Genomic DNA, 18052 nt, shown 5'->3' with positions numbered 1-18052 from the left:
CTACACTGACTTACTCTTATTGGAGCGGTACATCAAGTACAGAAAATACGGTGCACCGATCAGTGCGATCAGCAATCCGGAAGGAATTTCAGTCGGCGCAAGCACTGTCCGTCCAATCGTATCAGCCAGCACCAGCATTACCGCTCCCAAGATGCTAGACAGAACGATAGAGCGACGTACATGGTGCCCGATCAACGTACGCACGATATGCGGAGCAATCAGCCCGATGAAGCCAACTGTTCCCACACAGGCCACCGCTCCGCCTGCCAGCAGCACACCCACTGCCATCGCCAGCAGCCGGGTACGGCGCACCGGAAGTCCCAGTCCCATGGCGCTGCTATCGTCAAATACCAATAGATCGAAACGGCGAGCTAGCCACCAGGCTATTGGCAACAACACGAGCAGAAAGGCCAGAATGGTGGCCACTTGCCCCCAGTTTCGAGCGTAGGTACTACCCGTCAGCCAAATATATCCTGTGCTGCCCCAAAGCGAACCTTGGATAATCAGTATCTGAATGCCAGCTGCTCCGATCGCTGATACGGCAATCCCAAGTAGGATGACCACAGACGGGTTTAGGTGCTTGTTCCATGATAAAAAGAAGATCACCGCCGCCGACACCGTCGCTCCAGCAATCGCCGCGATGGGCAGCATATAAACAGGCAGCCCAGGCCAAACGATAATCACTGCAAGTGCGCCAAAGCCAGCCCCTGAAGAAACACCAATGATCGAGGCATCCGCCAAGGGATTACGAACGGCTAATTGGATCAAGACACCGCTGACCGCAAGCGCGATACCAGCCCCGGCTGCCACCAGCGTGCGCGGAATTCTAAACTGCAGCAAGGCTGAATTTGCGTTCTCACCGCCGAACAGGCCGGACAGTAAATCGCCAACCGGAATTCGCATCCCTCCAAACATCAGGCTGAATACGGTCAACAGCACGGCACCGCACCCAAGCAACGTGACCAGCCTGCCATATGGTAATTTCCGAGAGCGCACACCTATGTTCATTGAAGATTGTCCATTAATCCCAGAAGGCAGCTTCATCTTCCACAGAATCAACCAAATTAACCAAGGAGCCCCAATCAAGGCCATCATTGCTCCGGTCGGCAGATCCATGCTTGATTGGTGAACCATCTTCGCCAGCACGTCAGCGCCGGTCAACAGTAATGCCCCCCACAGAAAGGAACCAGGCAGCACCCAGCGATGCATTTTCAGGCCGCTTAAGCGCACCAAATGAGGAGCTACCAAACCCACAAAACCAATAGGTCCAATGACGCTGACTGTAATGGTCGACAGCAGGACAGCCAATACAATTCCCACCGCCCGGGTCAAACTAACCTTCTGTCCGAGTGACGTGGATGTGGACTCATCCAGATCCAGGACATCAAACTGCCTTGACAGCAGAACGGCAATGACCGAGAGTCCTACAACCCAGGGCCAGGCGTAAGTCGTCCCGCTCCAGTCGTTTTGCACAAGCGAGCCAGAACCCCAGAGAAACAGTCCCTGCGTTTCAAATGAATAAAAGATATGCAAAGCTCCGGTAAACGAACCGAGAACCATGGATACAATCAAGCCGGCAAGCGCCAACCGAATCGGACTTCCCGCTCGTCCCCCGCCCATGAAGTAAGCGAGTACCGCTGCCAGCAGGCCGCCGACAGCGGCAAATAGAAACGGCGCCTGATGCAGCAGTCCGGGAAACATCACCGCGCCAAGGACAACCACAAAGTAGGCACCAGCGTTAATTCCTAGTGTATCAGAAGCCGCCAGCGGATTTTTGGTGATGGCCTGAAGCAAAGCACCAGCGATGGCAAGCGCACCACCAGCCAGGATTCCGATGACCGTACGCGGCATCCGGAGATCCCACACCATGTTATGTTCAAGCGTATCCTGACGCTGGGTCAACGCCTCAATTACCGTGTGAAGCGGGATCGAAGCCTCTCCATAACACAAGCTTACAAAAAAAAGCACGATGAGGACGATCAATCCGCCCCCAAAGATGCTTCCTACACGCCAAGTCTTCGATAAACCCGTTGTGTCTGTTCGGGTCATTTCGTCAGGGCTCCGACTACCTGATCAACCAGTACTTTGGATGAGATTGGGCCGCCGAACGTCCATGTTGTGCCGTCCAGTGGGTAGGTCCGTTTTTCTTTGACAAAGTTTAGTCCGTTCCATACCGAGTTGTTCTTCATCGCGGCTCCAAATACATCGTCCGTCTTTTGCGTAATATAGATAAAATTGCTGTCCTGCACAGCTGGAAGAGCTTCAATGCCAACGGTGCTAAACCCATATTTCTCGGTCTTGTCCGACTTCCAGTCGTTCACCATGCCAATTTTCGCGAGCGTTCCCACTACAACCGAATTTTCCTTGAACATTCGCAGACTGGCAGCATTTTGAGCTGTGAAGGCCTGTGTCAGCGCATAGTGAAAGTCTGCTTTGCCCGCTTTCTCTAATGTAGCCTTTGCCTCTACGTAGTGCTGGTCAAGTTCGCTTAGGACCTTATCAGCCTGTTCCGTTTTTCCAGTAGCCACAGCGACTTGCTTGAAAATCTCGACCATACGGTCGTAATCATAGCCGTTCCCCTTGTAAGGATCGAATTCTATCGTTGGTGCAATCCCCTTAAGTTGTGCATAGATCGCTGCATTGTTATCGGCGTTAGTGATAATAAGATCCGGCTTAAGCGCCGCAATCGCTTCTAGATTCGGTTCGCCCCGTGTGCCGATATCAGTTACGGTATCAGCCAGCTTCGCCTCCGGTGTTACCCACAGCTTGTAGTTTTCATTGTCCGCATTACCGACAGGCTGTACGCCAAGTGCAATGAGGTCCTCGGTAAACGTCCATTCGAGTACAACTACACGTTCCGCTGGCTTGTCCAGCTTGACTTCCCCATGGTCATCCTTAACCGTAACCGGACCAGCCGTTGTGGATGTCTGCTCAGACCCTGCAGTACCTTCCGTCTTCGAGCTATCCCCAGCCGCACCGCAGCCCGCCAATACAATAGTAAAAACTACAAATAATAATAGGCTATTCAACATCTTTTTCATTTCTCTCAATCACCCCTGTATGTATATTGCATTGGAAAATGATAATCATTATCAGTAAAAGATTATAGGGCTTAGTGACTTTTGTCAATACAGATAAATCTAAAATTGAATCGCAAACAGGTTCCGTATATGATAGCTTTATCATTGTTTAAGGGAGGCTTCATTTACGTGGCGGTATTAATCAACGAGCAAATTAAAGCTGACGAAGTGGTACTCACTGGACTCGCAGGGGAGAAGCTCGGCGTTGTATCCAAGTCAGAAGCCTTGGCTATGGCCCGATCCAAAGGGGTGGACCTGGTCTGCACCTCGTTGATGAGCAGTCCACCACCCTGTAGCTTGGTCGCGAAGGGTAAAGGAAAAGCGCTGGCGCAAAAAGAAGCCGCAGCAAGCAAAAATGTCGGCCGAGCCGCAAAAAACAGCGGCAAAGAAAAGATCAAGGAGCTTCGCTTCACTGCTCATATTGAGGAACATGATTACGACACGAAGCTGCGTCAGGCAGACAAACATCTGCGTTCCGGCAAACCGGTGCAGCTGGTCGTTAAAGCGTCTGGTGCAAAAGAAGCGCCTGTCGCCAAAGCGGTACTAGAGCGGCTACTAATCGATTTGAAGGAAGCCGGAGTGAAGGATACTGGAATCCAGATGGGCGGCAAGGGCTCACAAGTGAAATTAAACCCTCGCTGAATGGCGAATCAGTAAATTGGACCAGTCACTTAGACCGTAGGAAACAGAGGGCCCATTCGGCCCTCTGTTATAAATTCCTTGGTTACAGGGTATGATTCAGGCTCTTTCTTGTCATAGCTACTTTGCACCAAGGGAGCATACCAAAAACGCTTCTCATCCATCAACCTCGATACATACCCGCTTGCTTATTTCAGGATGACGCCGTTCGTTCCCGTTTGCGGTATGACAAACGACCAATCGGCATCCTTGTACAAATGGTTGACGACCTTTCGTTTTAGCGTGAGCTGTTTCGGCATTTGATTTAGCCCATCAACGAAATATCCGGCATCCTCCTGCAGCTCGATTACACCTGAACGATCTGTTGTGTAGCCTCCGCCAAAAAACATCGAATACTCCTTATTATTTTCGTCAACGGCAACCCAAATGTCTTGCGTGAAGTTAGGACTACTGAAGATACCGCCTATCGGAATGGTCGCATACATTTTGCCCGAATTAGAACTGTTGGAACGAAGTTTGAGCCCCTTGAACAGATAAGCATCACCCGAGTCTTCGAATTTAACGGGATGCACAGCTGAAGTTTGAGCCGGGTCGAGCACGACCGACGCCTCGCTTCTCTCTCGAATTATATAGCCGTCCAATACGAATCGAATTTGCTGCTTATCATAGGCAAAATCATTAAACTGGTAGAACCAGTGCGTCTTGCCACTCCAACGGTCCAATCCAGATCGACGTCCGAATTCAGGGTCTCTGTTATCCCCAAGCCATTTCCCGTGTGCATCTTCCAGATGATACTTAAGCTCGTGGAACCCGCTTTGTCCGTTCAGCGCTCGGTCTGCGGCTTCTGGGGTCAACTCTGTAGTATATTCCAATGATCCGCCGCTCGGCGTCCGGGTAGCTCCCTGCATGTGAATACGTAAGCCGCTTGGCGTCTCATACGTTTTATCAATCGGAGTCAGCAACGTTTGCGCTTTGGCTTTGGTTAGATCTGCCTCCACATCCAGTCTCCAATCTCCTTTTACCGTTTTAATAGGAGCTTCCACATTAAGTTTGTCCGCATACAGCCTCAATTCACGGATATGTGCACTAAGCTGCAGCTTGTCGGTCAGTACCGGCCGCATAAAGTCGAACTCAATCCTACTAATATTCTCGTTGCCCCCTGTGCTTACTTCAAAAGGAACAGCGCCAACATCACCTCTCTGGTTATCAAAGAGGCTGAAATCGACATCTTGAATACTAAAATCCCCGGTTACAGCATTTCCTTCAACATCGAAAACTTCGATTCCGATAATCATTCTAGTCGAATCGGCGATAAGTTCGTTGACTTTCAGAGTGTAACCCTGATCTTTAGCACTGGCACCCGAAATCTGTACCAGTCCTGCTTCACGGACCTTCTTCATGCCATTATCCACATAGCTGTCTTTCGCAAACAGCGACCTCACCATATCTGCAAGAGTCGGCTGCGTATACAGCAGTGTGCTAACCACAAATACAACGACGGCGACCACCAAACTCCATACTTTAAACTGTGAAGTGCGTCTGGCAGCGCGGTAATGTTTCACCTGGGCGACGATGGACGTGTCATCGTACGCGGCTGCGTTCTGTTGCCGATTCCTGTATTCAGTCGGTCCCGTCAAGATCTGTGCCTCCGTTTCCGCTGGTTGCTCGCTCGGAGAGTATCTGGATACATCATGATCGCTCGCGTCGGCTCTGTCAGCTGGTTCGATCTCGATTCCTTCCAGCGCCAGCATCACCTGGTCGGTAAACTCATTAGATAGCCTTTCGTGAAACAACAAAATTTCCCAGTTTCTGTCTTCTATCGTCGATTTGCCGTCCTCTGTTTCAAGATTGGCTTTTTTCGTTGTTGTACGATCCCAGACTCTCATAACGTTGCCCCTCCTTGGCTTCTACGGTTTTGCGCAGACTGATTTTAGCACGGTGGACGGCGTTGTTAACCTGCCGAACCGACATGCCAGTAATACCAGCGATCTCCTTGTGACTCAGTTGGTTGGTGTAGCGCAGAATCAACACAAGTCGATAATGCTCGGGCAGCGTCTCTAACAAGCAATCCAATTCGAAACGCAGTTCCTTTTGCAGCAACTTCGATTCAGGTGTTTCACGTTCATATGTATCTTCCTGTGTCAGAGACTTTGGATCTTTTCGGCGTCCACGGTCCTTCTGCAAATTGACAGCAATTGTATACATCCAACCGGCAAAACTCTGCGTCGGGTTATGCGCTCCCAGTTTACGATAGGCTTTAAGTAGTGTCTCCTGAGTCAGATCCTGAGCATCCGCTTCGGAAGACCCCATCTTGCGGAACAATCCGTAAAGCTTATTCTGATAGCGCCGGACAATGCCCGCGTACGCTTGTTTATTGCCTTTTAGTACAGCTTCAATAATTGAATGATCGTCTGTCAGCTCCACGCGTTCCCCTCCTTTTAGGTCTGGCTTTTGTTTGTCTTGCTTCTAAGACTCCTAATCTGCATTTTTTCTCTCACTCGATCCATATAAAAAAGACCTTGAGTTTTTGTTGCCCTCGTGGTCTGAACATATGACTCATTCCTCTATGCCTAGTTCAGCTATGAGAAGATCAGCCTGTCCCGTTTTCATCTGTTTCTTTCTGGGCTAGTCCCATCCAAGTGCTATAGCGTAGGGCACAAGTATTGGGTTTACGAAGATTGATTCGAGAAAAGAAAATTATTGACCATAATTTTTCTAGTTCCCTTAAAAAATAACTTCTTCAGATCATCGCTTTACTCATAAAATATATGCATTAAACTTGCCGCTATTTTCCACAGCTCTCCAGCAACAATTTTCAGCTATGGATTCACCCTATAACCGCCCTATCATAGCCGTAAGCAAGATAGAAAAGGCAACATGCTTGCTAAAATAAACCCGTTTGGGTACAATCCCCATAACAAAATCGCTTGGGAGGAATTCGAATGAATCGAAAAAATGTCCCCCGTTAAGCCCGAGCTCCTCCATCCATGTTTTAGTTTCAACTCACCCTAATAAAACAGAGGAGGATACTAATGAACATGAATGGACCTGTCAACATTTCTCGAAGTGAGAGACTTCAGACTTGCCACGATATAGCTGCGAGGTTACATGAAGTATATAGAGACAAAATTCTGGCTATAGGGGTCTATGGATCTGTTGCCAAAGGTACTGACGGCCCTTTCTCGGACATTGAAATGTTTTGTGTACTAAGTGAATCAAACGGCCCCGTAGAATTTAGCCATGAATGGTCAGCGGGACCCTGGAAAGCGGAGGTGAACGTCTGTAGTTCAGACGTTCTTCTTAAAATTGCCTCTACTGTTGAGGGCGAATGGCCGTTGACACATGGCCCCTTCTTTTCCCCACTTCGTCTGTATGATCCTGAAGACTTTTTTTCTATATTAAAGGAAGCTGCCGAATCCCCCACAAAGGAAGATTTCAGGCATGCCATCAACGAAGTGCTTGTAGGTGAAATGTACGAGTTTATAGGAAAGCTTAGAAATATCCGTGTACATGGTCCTCTTACCTACTTGCCGTACTTGGTAATGCAGTTTGCTCAATATGGGGCTATGTTAGTTGGGTTGCATAATCAGAAGCTTTTCTCAACGGGTTCAATGGTTCTACCGGAGGCCCTGGAACTGCCGAGTCGTCCAGAAGGATTCGATCATGTAGTTAAGTTGGTTATGTCCGGAGATTTAGCTGAACCAGCGAAGATCATTTCAGCCTGTGAAGATTTCTGGAGTGGTCTTGTGAATTGGGCAGTCGAACATGACTACCTTATTCGATCACAACGGATCCCCTTTTGATCAAAAATAAAATTCGCTTTAATTTCACTTACTATAATATATTATGTTTTTTATATGCCCCGTCCCCCTTTCGTTAAGGGGGATTTTACTTTTCCTATGGATGAATAATACTTATCCGTTATGTTTTTCCACTGTAATATATTTAAAATTTAAACTACTTGATTTCACCCACTACCTCCTTTATTCTCTGTATATGTAACTCTGTCTTTGCTTTTCTATATCCGATGCTCACATACTTTTCTCATTCGTATACACATGCAAAAAATGTACAATTCCAGTGTACTCCATTAAAATTTTACACATAGAGCTTTATATAGATTTTATTTTTGTTAATATCCAACAACAGGGCCTTAGGCACTATGATAGATTACATTTTAATGATATATTGATAGGTACCATAAAAGACTAATTACCCATGGCTTGGGCTGGAGGATGTATGAAAAAGGAATCAAATCAAGACGAAACCAGTTATTTATTTAATGTAGATGTATTAGTTAAAGGCCGTTCGAATGTAGAGGCCCTTCAGTTCCTGCTTAATCTCTTGAGCCAAAACGAACACATTGCGGATAGCCGGATTCAATCCGGTATCGAACTTGGCAATTTAATTGAAGCTGCACTGTACCTAAAAAAACAGTCAGCCGTGAATAGCCCATCTGATGCAGCCGCTACGCTCGCGGAAAAATTCTCTAAAAAGAAATCAGCCGCAATTACGAACAAGCCGCCAGTCGTTCAAGAGATCAAACAATCCCACGTACAGCCAAAGCCTGCAACACAACAAGACCTTAGTACGTATGAATGGATCAAACGCTATATACATGATAATACGCTTGTACGGTTAATCGTAAACCGCTATGGTGGACAACGCAGCATTCCTTGCCGCATCCTCAATCTGGACCATGATAATAGCCTGCTGAGTGTGTATCATGTAGATGAGAAACAAGTGTACTCCTTTAAAATGAATGAGATCGATGAAATCACATCGTAAATGTAAATACTTCACCAAAAAACGAAGCATGAAAAAAGAGAACGGTCAGGAAAAACATGATGTCTTTCTTGTCCATTCTCTTTTTTTGTATTATCCGAAAAGAACTTTAATCCTCTTTCTTCAGACCCATGGCAGCCCATGCCAGCAATATCCATCCTGCTATAAAACACACGCCTCCTAGAGGGGTGATAGCCCCCAGCACACGGATTCCGGTCAGACTTAGCACATACAAGCTACCAGAAAACAAAATGATACCCGTCAATAACAGACGAGCTGCCCATCTTAGACGGTTGGAAGGCCCCCACTGTCCAGCAGCCAACGCAATGATCAGCAAACCGACAGCGTGAATCATATGATATTTCACACCTGTTTCATATACGGCCAAAGCATCCGCGTCGATCCGGGCTTTCACAATATGTGCCCCGAACGCTCCAATGGCTACCGCCAACATCATCATTATAGATCCCGTAAATATCCATTTTCGTTGCATGTTTGTGTACTCCTTTTCATCTCATCCTTTTAGCCGAATGTTCTTCTTATTTTATCGAAACCGTATGAAGTTTACCAGCCAGCGTGTGTGAACAGACCGCATACAGAATTGGATGATTAGGCCCTGTCTTTTGAAGGGTAATGTGTAGGGTGGCTTGCTTTTTTGTTTATTTTGTGGAAAATTAGTACCTGTTCGGACTATGTTCAAGGAGTGGAAAAAATGAGTAACCAAGATCCTAATTTGCAAAAGCCTGCTGCGTCTGAGGAGCACCCTGTTTTTTCAGAATCTCCTGTGTTCCAGCCTCCGGTCAAGCTCAAACATTCTGGTCCCGGAATTGCTTCTTTTATTATGTCGCTTGTCAGTCTGATCGGATATACTATTCTGGCTATTATGGTTATTAATCTACTGGCTCATTTCGGCCAATACCAGACGATGAACCCGGAAATCGCTCTGCAGCAAACCGGAACGGTATTGCTTCCTTTTATTTTTTTAGGCAGCCTGTTGCTGAATTGTAGCGGACTTGTCGTTGGTATCATTGGAATTGCGTTAAAAAACCGTAAGAAGACCTTTGCTATTACAGGCTTAATCATTAATGCACTTATTATTGTAGGCTTTATTGCACTTCTTGCCATCGGTCTTTCCGTTCCGAATAGCACAGCGGATATCTATCCTTCCTCCGTGCAATCTTTATAATTTTTCTGCATCACACAGAGAGGATTCAATGTATGAACAAAATTAAAATTTTTGCCGACAGTACCAGTGATATTCCAACTCACTGGCGGCAACAGTACGAGATTAGCATTGTACCTTTGTATACGGTATTTGGTGATGAAGCATTGCAGGATGGGGTGAACATTCATCCGGAACAATTATTTCAACGTGTAAGTCGCGAGGGACATTTACCACGTACCGCCGCACCTTCTCCGTCGGATTTTATTCAAGCCTTTACGCCCTACATAGAACAAGGGGACGACATTTTATATATCAGTCTGTCTTCCGAGCTATCATCAACGTACCAGAATGCGCTACTCGCTGCCTCCGAATTTCCGGAAGGCCGCATTACGGTTTTTGATTCCTTGAATTTGTCGTGCGGCTTTGGCCTGCTTGTGATGAAAGCTGCTCGTGCGGCAACCAACGGCAATACGATAGAGCAGATTGTAGACATGTTGACGAAAACCAGGCCGCTAATAGATACGGAATTTGTCATTGATACACTTGAATACCTGTATAAAGGCGGAAGATGCTCAGGCATGCAAAATCTGATCGGCAGTCTTCTCAAAATTCGTCCGGTGATCAAAGTAATTGACGGAAAAATGACGCCAGCCTACAAAGTCCGCGGCAAACGTGAAAAAGCACTGGATCAGATGCTGCAAAACGCTCTGAATCAACGAGATCAGATGGATAACGATATCATTATTGTCGTGCACGCTTTGGCCGAGGAAGATGCGCTGATGCTGCAAGCTCGCTTGAAAGAAGAAACGAACGCACATGAGGTACTGCTAACTACAGCAGGCTGTGTTATTTCCAGTCATTGTGGTCCACAGACTATCGGTATTATGTATGCCAAAAAGGCATAGTTTATCCAATATCAGACCCGTTGCCGCATAGGTAGCGGGTTTTTTGGTATTTTTCCAGCAATTTAGCAATGAATAACTTTCCTCTTTTTGATAGTATTATTCGTCGAGTAACGAACTATGAATCTACAATCTATCATAAAAAAGAAGGTTATTTGGTATGAGTTCCAAACGATCACGTTGGTTAGCCAAGCTTACCCTATCAGCAACGGCAGCCATCACAATATTCACAACATTCTCTTCATACTTAGCTGCTCCAGCAGCAGCATCCGGCGCTACGTTCCAGGATACTGCACACAGCTATGCCTATCAGTCTATTATTTCCCTGCACGCTAAAGGAATTTTGAACGGTACACGACCTGGTTACTTCTCTCCTAAAAAGGCTGTTACCAGAGCCGAATGGGTTACCGCACTGGACCGTACACTCGGTCTGGAGCCTGTACAAGCACCCGTTCCCTCCTACCGAGATGTTGCCAAAAAGACGTGGTACTATGGATGGATTGAAGCGGCTTCGCAGCTCAATATCGTTCAGGGGGGAACGTCTACCACATTCCAACCTAATAGTCCTATAACCCGTCAAGAAGCGGCTTTGATGATCGCACGTCTCATCCGCTCTTCGAGCGGATCAGGAGATGCTACTTCCTTCTTCACAGATACTGGAGAAATTGCAGATTGGGCTCTGAATGCGGTAACCACCGTAAATCGTTACGGCTTTATGAAAGGTGAAAGTAACTATTTTCGTCCTGCATCCTCTCTGACTCGTGAAGAAACAGCGGTCTTACTGGAGCGACTGCTAACCTATTCAACAAAACATGCTAACCAAACTGCTTCCACCGCTTCTTCCATCCGAATTGGCTGGCAATATGATCAAACCGTTCAGCAGTTTGAAAATACGGTGCTCCAATCCAACATCAACACCCTGTCACCACGTTGGTTTTTTCTGAATGAAACAGGTATTATCAGCGATTATACCAATTCATCGCTGCTCACCTGGGCCAAACAGCATCATAAAAATATCTGGGCGATGGTAGGCAACCGTTCCAACCTGGCACTGACGCACCAAATTTTGTCCAGTGAGGTTCTACGAAATACAACCATAAGTCAGCTTGCTAATGCTGTATCTGTACACGGTTTGAATGGACTTATCATTGATTTTGAAAATGTAGATGGTCCGGATCGTGCCCATTTAACATTGTTCGTCCAACAATTAAAAGCTAAGTTAAAAAGTCAGAATACGGTACTGGCGATTTGTGTATCTCCTGATTACGGAACGGACTGGACTGCCGCCTTTGATTATAAACAGCTTGGCGCTGCGGCAGACTATCTGATCTTGATGGGATATGACGAGCACTGGGGAGGCAGCTCGATCCCCGGCTCTGTGTCCTCACTGCCATGGCTCCGTGAAAGCGTGCGGCGTTTTGTACAAACCACCTATCCAGAGAAAGCGATCTTGGCGTTGCCATTATTTACACGGAACTGGACGCTTAACGCTAGCGGACAGTCAATCGCTTCCTCTGATATTTCACTAGATCAGCAAAACCAGCTCATATCCCGTTCCGTCTCCCAACCAATCTGGAATGAGGATATTCAGCAGTATACCATGTCTTACAAAGACACGCAGCTTCATAAGCTGTGGCTCGAGGAAGGACGATCCTTCACTCGTAAGTATCGCTTGGGACAGGATGCTGGGTTTGCTGGCTTCGCCTACTGGTATGCGGGCGGAGCCAGCTCTGATCTGTGGTCCAGTGTAAAAAACGCTGACCGATTTATAGAGCGTGGTTTATAAAATACAAAGCCTTCAACCTCACATGAAAAGTGAAGTTGAAGGCTTTTGGCATACATACTTAGCACCAGCCTATGACCGATATGCAACTTTCCCGTTTACAACTGTCATTCGTACCTTAACATCAAGTAAAGCTTGCGGGCTTTCCGATACATCACGGTCAATGACTGTAAAGTCAGCGGCTTTCCCTTCAGCTATCGTCCCTCTTTCATCAGCCTCACCAGCTGCTACTGCGCTTCCCGTGGTAAACAAACGAATGGCTTCATGTACATCCAGCTTTTCAGCGGGAAGATAGCCCTCATGCATTTCTTCCGGTTTGGCACGAGTCACTGCCGCGTGAATACCAAGAAAAGGGTTTAACGGCTCAATCGGCGCGTCACTACCTCCAGCACATGGAATACCTGCTTCCAGCAGCTTTTTCCAGGCGTATAAATATTCCGTCCGCTCTTTCCCCACCCGATCCAGTACCCAAGGGAAGTCACTTGCGACAAAACGGGGCTGGATGTCCGCGATCAGCGGCAGCTTCGCCATTCTCTTGACCAAATCACCCCTAAGCACCTGTCCGTGGATCAGACGATCTGGCAAACCGCTTTCCTCCGTGAGCGCATGGGCCTCCATCGCTGTCAAAATCATGTGCGCCGCCCCATCTCCTATGGCATGCACAGCCACGGGATAGCCTGCGGCTCTGACAGCAGCCACCATCTGATTCAGCTCCGGCTGCGGTTGAATCGCCATTCCGCAGGTATGCGGAGCATCACTATAGGGTTCAGACAATAATGCCGTTCTTCCACCAATAGCGCCATCGGCAAACATTTTTATCGCACCGATTTTAAACCACTCATTTCCGGTACCTGCACGCAGCCCTTGCACTTTCGCTTCTTCCAAAAATGGATGATAGATGAGCTGGTGTGTGCGAAAAGGAAGGCCTTCTTCTCTCAGCTCCCTGTAAATTCGCTGCATCGTCTCCACGCTGCCCAAAAAACGTAAATCCTCTGTGTGCGCAGCAGTCAGACCAAGCCGTAGCGCATCCAGGCAAGCCCGCCGAATCGTGTCCTTCTTAACCGAATAATCCGGTTCTGGCTGCACGCTAGTAAAGGCAAAGGAGGCTTCCTCATAAACCAATCCGTTCAACCGTCCATCTGCGTCTCGTCCATAGGCTCCCGAAGCCGGGTCAGGGGTGTCCTCGTTAATACCCGCACGTCGAAATGCCTCTGAATTGGCCAAAAACGTATGAAAGCACGTACGAGTGAGATATACCGGATGCTGATCTGTAATGGCATCCAGCTCGGATATATCCGGAATTTCAACAGGAATAAAAGCATTTTCGTTCCAGTTAAGTCCTAAAATCCACTCTCCCGGCGGTGTTACAGCGACCCGTTTGCGTAGCATAGCCAGCATCTCGCCCTTGGAGGTAGCTGATGTTAAATCGAGCATAGATAACTTCATACCATGCATAGATAAATGCATATGTGAATCGGTTAAGCCTGGCAGTACATAGGCATCTTCCCAATCCACGGTTTCATATTCCTTACCGGACAACTGCAATTCAAGCTCCCGAGCATATCCGACGGCCTGTATCCGACCCTGCTGTACAACGATGGAGTCTCCTTTGGAAGCCCACTCCCCATACAACCGGCCGTGCTTGAACAAAACGAATGTCAACGCCACTCATCTCCTTTTTTCAACTATACGCATACCCACTTCATATTACGCCTGTGTTGCCACTTCCAAGCGTAGTGTATTTATATCTATCTGCTGCACCTGCTCGGCAAATTGGTCATGAGCTGCACAGACAGCCATTTTATAATCCTGATCCAGCTCATACTGCTTAAAATGATAATACTCGGTGGTAAAGCCCTCTGTCGTGAAGCCTATGAATGGTTGTGCCTTTAGCTCAAATGAAAAAGACTTCAACGGTAGGGTTAGTCCCTGCCCCTCGGCCTTCACAAAGCTTTCCTTAAGCGTCCATAGATCGTAAAAATAGGATAAGCGGCTGTCTGCATCCTGACGCATTAACGCATCATACTCTGTGTCCGAAAAGCACACCCTACCTACCTCAAAATCAATAGGACGGAGCTGCTCAATGTCGATTCCAAGCGGGTGATCATCAATAGCGCATACCACCCATTTTCCCGAGTGAGAAACATTAAAATGGAATGCAGGTGCATTTATTAAGGAAGGCTTACCGAATGCATTGTATGTAAATTGAAGACTGGCATTCGATACCTTCAATTGCCGACAGGCCAACCATCTTAGCAGTACATCGGCATATAAGCCCCTCAAAGCATCTTCCCGATGTAAAAAACGATCTAACTTGTGCTGCTTTTCTAGTGAAACCCGAGGTACCAGTAATTCGTAATGCTCCTCAGCTTCCGGCTTGCTCGTATCAATCGCGTATATTTTCATGGTCGCCTCCTATATACCTAATGAATATCAGCCAGTTTGTAACACTCACCGTTCGATGGAAGTCTGTTAGATATGGATGGCGTGTGCCGTGTACATGGTCAATATACTACTCTAGCACTTTCAATTCAATATGGATACAATTGGGATAAGTAGCTCTATTAAAACTACTTTATAGAGTCCATTAATGAAAGCGCTTTAAAATAAAGCATACAGAGGAGGACGAAACAATGAAATATGATTTTGCCCGCTTGCTGTGTATTATGCTCTCTATTTTGCTGACGTTGAGCATTTTTCAGATGTTTTCACCTAAGATCGCTTCAGCCGCTTCAGCGAATGTCGTGAATGGCATTCAGTTTAAAGATACAGATGGAAACGTAGTCCATGCCCATGGGGGTGGTATGATTAAAGTAGACGGTTACTATTATTGGTTTGGTGAAAATCGTAATCCCAACGGCACGTTCAAGGCGGTATCCGCCTACCGTTCCTCTGATTTAAAAAACTGGGAGTTTCGTAAAAACGTACTGACCAGCAGCTCCGCCGTAGAGCTGAATGTTTCGAATATTGAACGTCCGAAAGTGATTTATAATGAAAAAACACGCAAATACGTATTATGGATGCACAAGGAGAATGGGGTTAATTACAACGAGGCCCGAGTGGCTGTCGCCTCCTCCGATACGGTGGACGGCGATTACACATATCAGGGTAGCTTCCGTCCTCTGGATTACGATTCGCGCGATATGACCGTATACAACGATAACGGTACAGCTTACCTTATTTCGGCTACCCGGGTAAACGCGGATCTGAACATTTATCGTCTGACACCGGATTTTCTGCAAGTTGAATCGCTGGTGACTACACTTTGGCCTGGACAATACCGTGAAGCTCCAGCGATGTTCAAAAAAGGAGACGTCTACTTCCTGATTACATCAGGGGCGACCGGCTGGAATCCCAATCAGGCCAAGTATGCTACCGCATCCAGCATTGAAGGAACCTGGAGTAATACGATAAACTTTGGGGACGGTACGACTTATGGTTCACAGTCGGCTTACGTGATTCCTGTTGAAGGTGCCCAGACAACTTCATACCTGTATTTGGGCGACCGTTGGGCGGGTGCGTGGAGCGGTCCTGTGCAGGATTCTCAATATGTATGGTTGCCACTGCGTTTTCCAACAGCGACTTCATTAGCTATGGATTGGTTCGACAGCATTAATATTGACACCGCCAGTGGTGTGGTCGAGGGGATAACGACCCCAATTGCCATTGATCCGGATGCCTATTATCAGCTAGTGAATCGCAAGAGCAATAAGCCACTAAGCATTATTGGCAATGCAACGACGGACGGCGCAGACCTGGAACAGCGTGCAGATGCGGGAACAGCAAGCCAACAATGGCAACTCAAAGATGCAGGCAGCGGATATTATAAAATTGTGAACCGCAGCAGCGGAAAGCTAATTGGTGTTGAAAGCGGTACTACAACGGATGGTACAGTTATTGAGCAGTGGAGCGACGGAGGCTGGTCCAGTCAGCACTGGCAATTAGTATCCGTAACCGGTGGTTATTACAAGCTGAAAAATCGGGCAACTGGCAAGCTGATCGATATTTCTGAAGGCGCCACCGCCGATGGAGCCAAAGCCATTCAATGGGGCGATAATGGTGGGACAAATCAGCATTTCCGTGTAGTTAAAGTAGAATAGCCCAAGTTATTTTCAAAAGGAGCCGTATTCCGAGCAGATCATGGTGACTGCTAACGGAAATAACGGCTCCTTTTTACGTAAAACGATGAAATTGATAATCTTTAGTACGTTACAGTTCCCACGGATAATCTGTTGTCAGAAAACTAGCCAGCTGCTTGCTTTCTTCCCTCCGCTGACGCCGTATGGCTGCGCGTGATGGAGCCGTCTGGTGCAATTGTAACTGCTCTTCTGTTTCTGGAATCACCTGCGGCACGGTCACTTTACGGTTGTTCTCGTCCAATGCCACAAAGGTCAGGAAGGCGGTGGCTGCGATTTTTCGGTCGCCAGTCATTAGTCCTTCACGAATTACCTTTACGAACACCTCCATCGAGCTACGGCCTGTCCAGGTTACGAACGCTTCTAGCGTGACAGAATCACTCGGATGGATAGGTAGCAAAAAATCCACCGAATCCGTAGAGGCTGTAACTGTGTTCGTACGACACAGCTTAGCAGCTGCAATAGATGCGATATCGTCGATATACGACATCAATCGGCCGCCGAAGAGCGTGTTATGATTGTTGATATCGTTGGGAAATACTCGGGATGTCTTAAAGCAGTAGGTTTCTCGGATGTACTTGCTTTCCATGGGTTCTTTCCTCTCTTTTCCTCGTTGCTCTCTTTTATATCTCAGGATTTTGCAAAATCCTGATGTGGAAGCCTGTTTTAGACTATGCTAATCATCCCACTAATCCGCATAATAAATCAATACATAAAAATCGGCATCCTCATCTGAATCATTGCGGTAGGTATGTATGTCAGATACTTGAAATTGCACGGCATCCCCTGCACTCAGCTTGAGCTGTTGCCCCTGCATCTCAAAGTACATTTCCCCACGGATCATGAGAATCGTTTCCTCTCCCAGATGCTTCTCTGCCTGGTGTGTAAAGCCTGGCTTCAGACTTACCGTGAACACCTCAAACTTCTTTTCCGCGTGATACGGGAATACAGGGTAAACAAAATAGTTACCGTCCTCATCAATAACCGGATGCAGGTCTTCCCTTCGAATCTTCGTGATTTGCGGCGGGTCTTCTTTAAGAAAGGTGGAGAAGGATACGTGCAAACCGTTCGCAATTTTCCAAAGGGTTGTTACCGTAGGATTGGATTTCCCCTTCTCAATCTGAGCCAGCATCCCTTTGCTGACCCCTGTCAGTTCAGCCACCTTATCCAAACTTAATCCTCTAGTCTTCCTGATTTGAGCCAAATTAGAGCCAATAATATACTGCATTGAATCCACGGACGATGCCTCCTTGTATCCAAAAGTCTATATAAGAAGAATACACAAAAGACTGTGTGTTCGCTATATATAGAAGCCGATCAAGGTATATACAAGGCTTAAACGGGAAGTAGGCATGCTATAATTTACTGTAATATGGTCAGGTTCCTCGTTAACTTCAACATGCCAATAAAAACATTTGACATTGAATATAAATGTCCTTAAACTTCACTTATTAAAACGTTTTTGAAAACCATTGTAATATCCTGAAGGAGGGCTGCTATCCTATGACTTTTCCGTCCCTGAACACCCAACAGGTGAGAAAACCAACGTTGACTATCTAGGA

The 18052-nt window shown here is 46.9% G+C and carries 16 protein-coding genes; 7 read left to right on the top strand and 9 right to left on the bottom strand.

Annotated features, from left to right (window positions below):
- Both MKX46_RS23455 and MKX46_RS23450 read right to left on the bottom strand, forming a co-directional pair.
- Entirely contained in the window at positions 1–2049 is a 2049-nt protein-coding gene (locus MKX46_RS23455; RefSeq protein ID WP_341071850.1) for an iron ABC transporter permease, read from the bottom strand.
- Positions 2046–3041: an ABC transporter substrate-binding protein gene (locus MKX46_RS23450; RefSeq protein WP_165145161.1), complete on the bottom strand. Its 996-nt coding sequence runs from the start codon at positions 3039–3041 to the stop codon at positions 2046–2048. Before MKX46_RS23450 ends, MKX46_RS23455 begins: the two co-directional genes overlap by 4 nt.
- 168 nt (positions 3042–3209) lie before the next feature.
- Here MKX46_RS23450 and infC point away from each other — a divergent pair, with 168 nt between their 5' ends.
- The gene (gene infC, locus MKX46_RS23445) at positions 3210–3722 is read left to right on the top strand and encodes a translation initiation factor IF-3 (RefSeq protein ID WP_341071849.1); all 513 of its coding nucleotides are present in this window, start codon (positions 3210–3212) and stop codon (positions 3720–3722) included.
- A 185-nt stretch (positions 3723–3907) separates the two neighbouring features.
- Here infC and MKX46_RS23440 read toward each other — a convergent pair whose 3' ends face one another.
- Together MKX46_RS23440 and MKX46_RS23435 are read right to left on the bottom strand one after the other, a co-directional pair.
- On the bottom strand, positions 3908–5605 hold the full coding sequence (locus tag MKX46_RS23440; RefSeq protein ID WP_029516554.1) for a DUF4179 domain-containing protein: 1698 nt from the start codon (positions 5603–5605) through the stop codon (positions 3908–3910).
- Positions 5562–6143, bottom strand: coding sequence for an RNA polymerase sigma factor (locus MKX46_RS23435; protein WP_238794812.1), 582 nt, complete (start codon positions 6141–6143; stop codon positions 5562–5564). The genes MKX46_RS23440 and MKX46_RS23435 overlap by 44 nt, the downstream gene beginning before the upstream one ends.
- 608 nt (positions 6144–6751) lie before the next feature.
- On the opposite strand from MKX46_RS23435, the gene MKX46_RS23430 reads away from it, so the two are divergent.
- Positions 6752–7522, top strand: a complete 771-nt coding sequence (locus MKX46_RS23430) for an ANT(4')-I family aminoglycoside nucleotidyltransferase (protein WP_029516553.1) — start codon at positions 6752–6754, stop codon at positions 7520–7522.
- A 436-nt stretch (positions 7523–7958) separates the two neighbouring features.
- Positions 7959–8507, top strand: a complete 549-nt coding sequence (locus MKX46_RS23425; RefSeq protein ID WP_029516552.1) for a hypothetical protein — start codon at positions 7959–7961, stop codon at positions 8505–8507.
- Between the two features lie 106 nt (positions 8508–8613).
- On the opposite strand, the gene MKX46_RS23420 is transcribed toward MKX46_RS23425, so the two are convergent.
- A complete protein-coding gene (locus MKX46_RS23420) occupies positions 8614–8997 on the bottom strand; it encodes a DUF423 domain-containing protein (RefSeq protein ID WP_029516551.1) in 384 nt (127 codons plus the stop codon).
- Between the two features lie 219 nt (positions 8998–9216).
- Here MKX46_RS23420 and MKX46_RS23415 point away from each other — a divergent pair, with 219 nt between their 5' ends.
- From MKX46_RS23415 to MKX46_RS23405, 3 genes are all read left to right on the top strand, one after another.
- The gene (locus MKX46_RS23415; RefSeq protein ID WP_029516550.1) at positions 9217–9690 is read left to right on the top strand and encodes a hypothetical protein; all 474 of its coding nucleotides are present in this window, start codon (positions 9217–9219) and stop codon (positions 9688–9690) included.
- A 32-nt stretch (positions 9691–9722) separates the two neighbouring features.
- Positions 9723–10574 carry a DegV family protein gene (locus MKX46_RS23410; RefSeq protein ID WP_029516549.1) on the top strand — a complete coding sequence of 284 codons (852 nt, stop codon included), beginning with the start codon at positions 9723–9725 and terminating at the stop codon, positions 10572–10574.
- Between the two features lie 157 nt (positions 10575–10731).
- Positions 10732–12357 (top strand): S-layer homology domain-containing protein, encoded by a 1626-nt coding sequence (locus tag MKX46_RS23405; protein WP_341071848.1) that lies wholly within the window; start codon positions 10732–10734, stop codon positions 12355–12357.
- A gap of 69 nt (positions 12358–12426) precedes the next feature.
- Here the strand turns inward: MKX46_RS23405 and MKX46_RS23400 are convergent, their stop codons facing one another.
- Positions 12427–14016, bottom strand: a complete 1590-nt coding sequence (locus MKX46_RS23400) for an amidohydrolase (RefSeq protein ID WP_340954946.1) — start codon at positions 14014–14016, stop codon at positions 12427–12429.
- Positions 14017–14061: 45 nt separating this feature from the next.
- Complete coding sequence (locus MKX46_RS23395; RefSeq protein ID WP_029516546.1) at positions 14062–14760, bottom strand: 4'-phosphopantetheinyl transferase family protein; 699 nt, start codon at positions 14758–14760, stop codon at positions 14062–14064.
- 227 nt (positions 14761–14987) lie between these two features.
- Between MKX46_RS23395 and MKX46_RS23390 the strand changes: the two genes are divergently transcribed.
- Positions 14988–16454 (top strand): RICIN domain-containing protein, encoded by a 1467-nt coding sequence (locus tag MKX46_RS23390; protein WP_029516545.1) that lies wholly within the window; start codon positions 14988–14990, stop codon positions 16452–16454.
- A 109-nt stretch (positions 16455–16563) separates the two neighbouring features.
- Here MKX46_RS23390 and MKX46_RS23385 read toward each other — a convergent pair whose 3' ends face one another.
- Together MKX46_RS23385 and MKX46_RS23380 are read right to left on the bottom strand one after the other, a co-directional pair.
- Positions 16564–17079: an acyl-CoA thioesterase gene (locus MKX46_RS23385; RefSeq protein WP_013309488.1), complete on the bottom strand. Its 516-nt coding sequence runs from the start codon at positions 17077–17079 to the stop codon at positions 16564–16566.
- A gap of 99 nt (positions 17080–17178) precedes the next feature.
- Positions 17179–17727: a helix-turn-helix domain-containing protein gene (locus tag MKX46_RS23380; RefSeq protein ID WP_029516544.1), complete on the bottom strand. Its 549-nt coding sequence runs from the start codon at positions 17725–17727 to the stop codon at positions 17179–17181.
- Positions 17728–18052 lie beyond the last annotated feature (325 nt).

This window comes from Paenibacillus sp. FSL P4-0113, from assembly GCF_038009305.1.
GTDB classification, from domain to species: domain Bacteria; phylum Bacillota; class Bacilli; order Paenibacillales; family Paenibacillaceae; genus Paenibacillus; species Paenibacillus polymyxa_D.
The sequence above is the reverse complement of the archived record's forward strand: the minus strand, read 5'-3'. Positions and strand labels throughout refer to the sequence as shown.

What these genes read in the sequence shown, in the direction of transcription:
- MKX46_RS23455 (WP_341071850.1), bottom strand. Translation starts at nt 2,049, where the DNA reads ATGACCCGAACAGACACAACGGGTTTATCGAAGACTTGGCGTGTAGGA.
- MKX46_RS23450 (WP_165145161.1), bottom strand. Translation starts at nt 3,041, where the DNA reads ATGAAAAAGATGTTGAATAGCCTATTATTATTTGTAGTTTTTACTATT.
- MKX46_RS23440 (WP_029516554.1), bottom strand. Translation starts at nt 5,605, where the DNA reads ATGAGAGTCTGGGATCGTACAACAACGAAAAAAGCCAATCTTGAAACA.
- MKX46_RS23430 (WP_029516553.1), top strand. Translation starts at nt 6,752, where the DNA reads ATGAACATGAATGGACCTGTCAACATTTCTCGAAGTGAGAGACTTCAG.
- MKX46_RS23425 (WP_029516552.1), top strand. Translation starts at nt 7,959, where the DNA reads ATGAAAAAGGAATCAAATCAAGACGAAACCAGTTATTTATTTAATGTA.
- MKX46_RS23420 (WP_029516551.1), bottom strand. Translation starts at nt 8,997, where the DNA reads ATGCAACGAAAATGGATATTTACGGGATCTATAATGATGATGTTGGCG.
- MKX46_RS23415 (WP_029516550.1), top strand. Translation starts at nt 9,217, where the DNA reads ATGAGTAACCAAGATCCTAATTTGCAAAAGCCTGCTGCGTCTGAGGAG.
- MKX46_RS23410 (WP_029516549.1), top strand. Translation starts at nt 9,723, where the DNA reads ATGAACAAAATTAAAATTTTTGCCGACAGTACCAGTGATATTCCAACT.
- MKX46_RS23405 (WP_341071848.1), top strand. Translation starts at nt 10,732, where the DNA reads ATGAGTTCCAAACGATCACGTTGGTTAGCCAAGCTTACCCTATCAGCA.
- MKX46_RS23395 (WP_029516546.1), bottom strand. Translation starts at nt 14,760, where the DNA reads ATGAAAATATACGCGATTGATACGAGCAAGCCGGAAGCTGAGGAGCAT.
- MKX46_RS23390 (WP_029516545.1), top strand. Translation starts at nt 14,988, where the DNA reads ATGAAATATGATTTTGCCCGCTTGCTGTGTATTATGCTCTCTATTTTG.
- MKX46_RS23385 (WP_013309488.1), bottom strand. Translation starts at nt 17,079, where the DNA reads ATGGAAAGCAAGTACATCCGAGAAACCTACTGCTTTAAGACATCCCGA.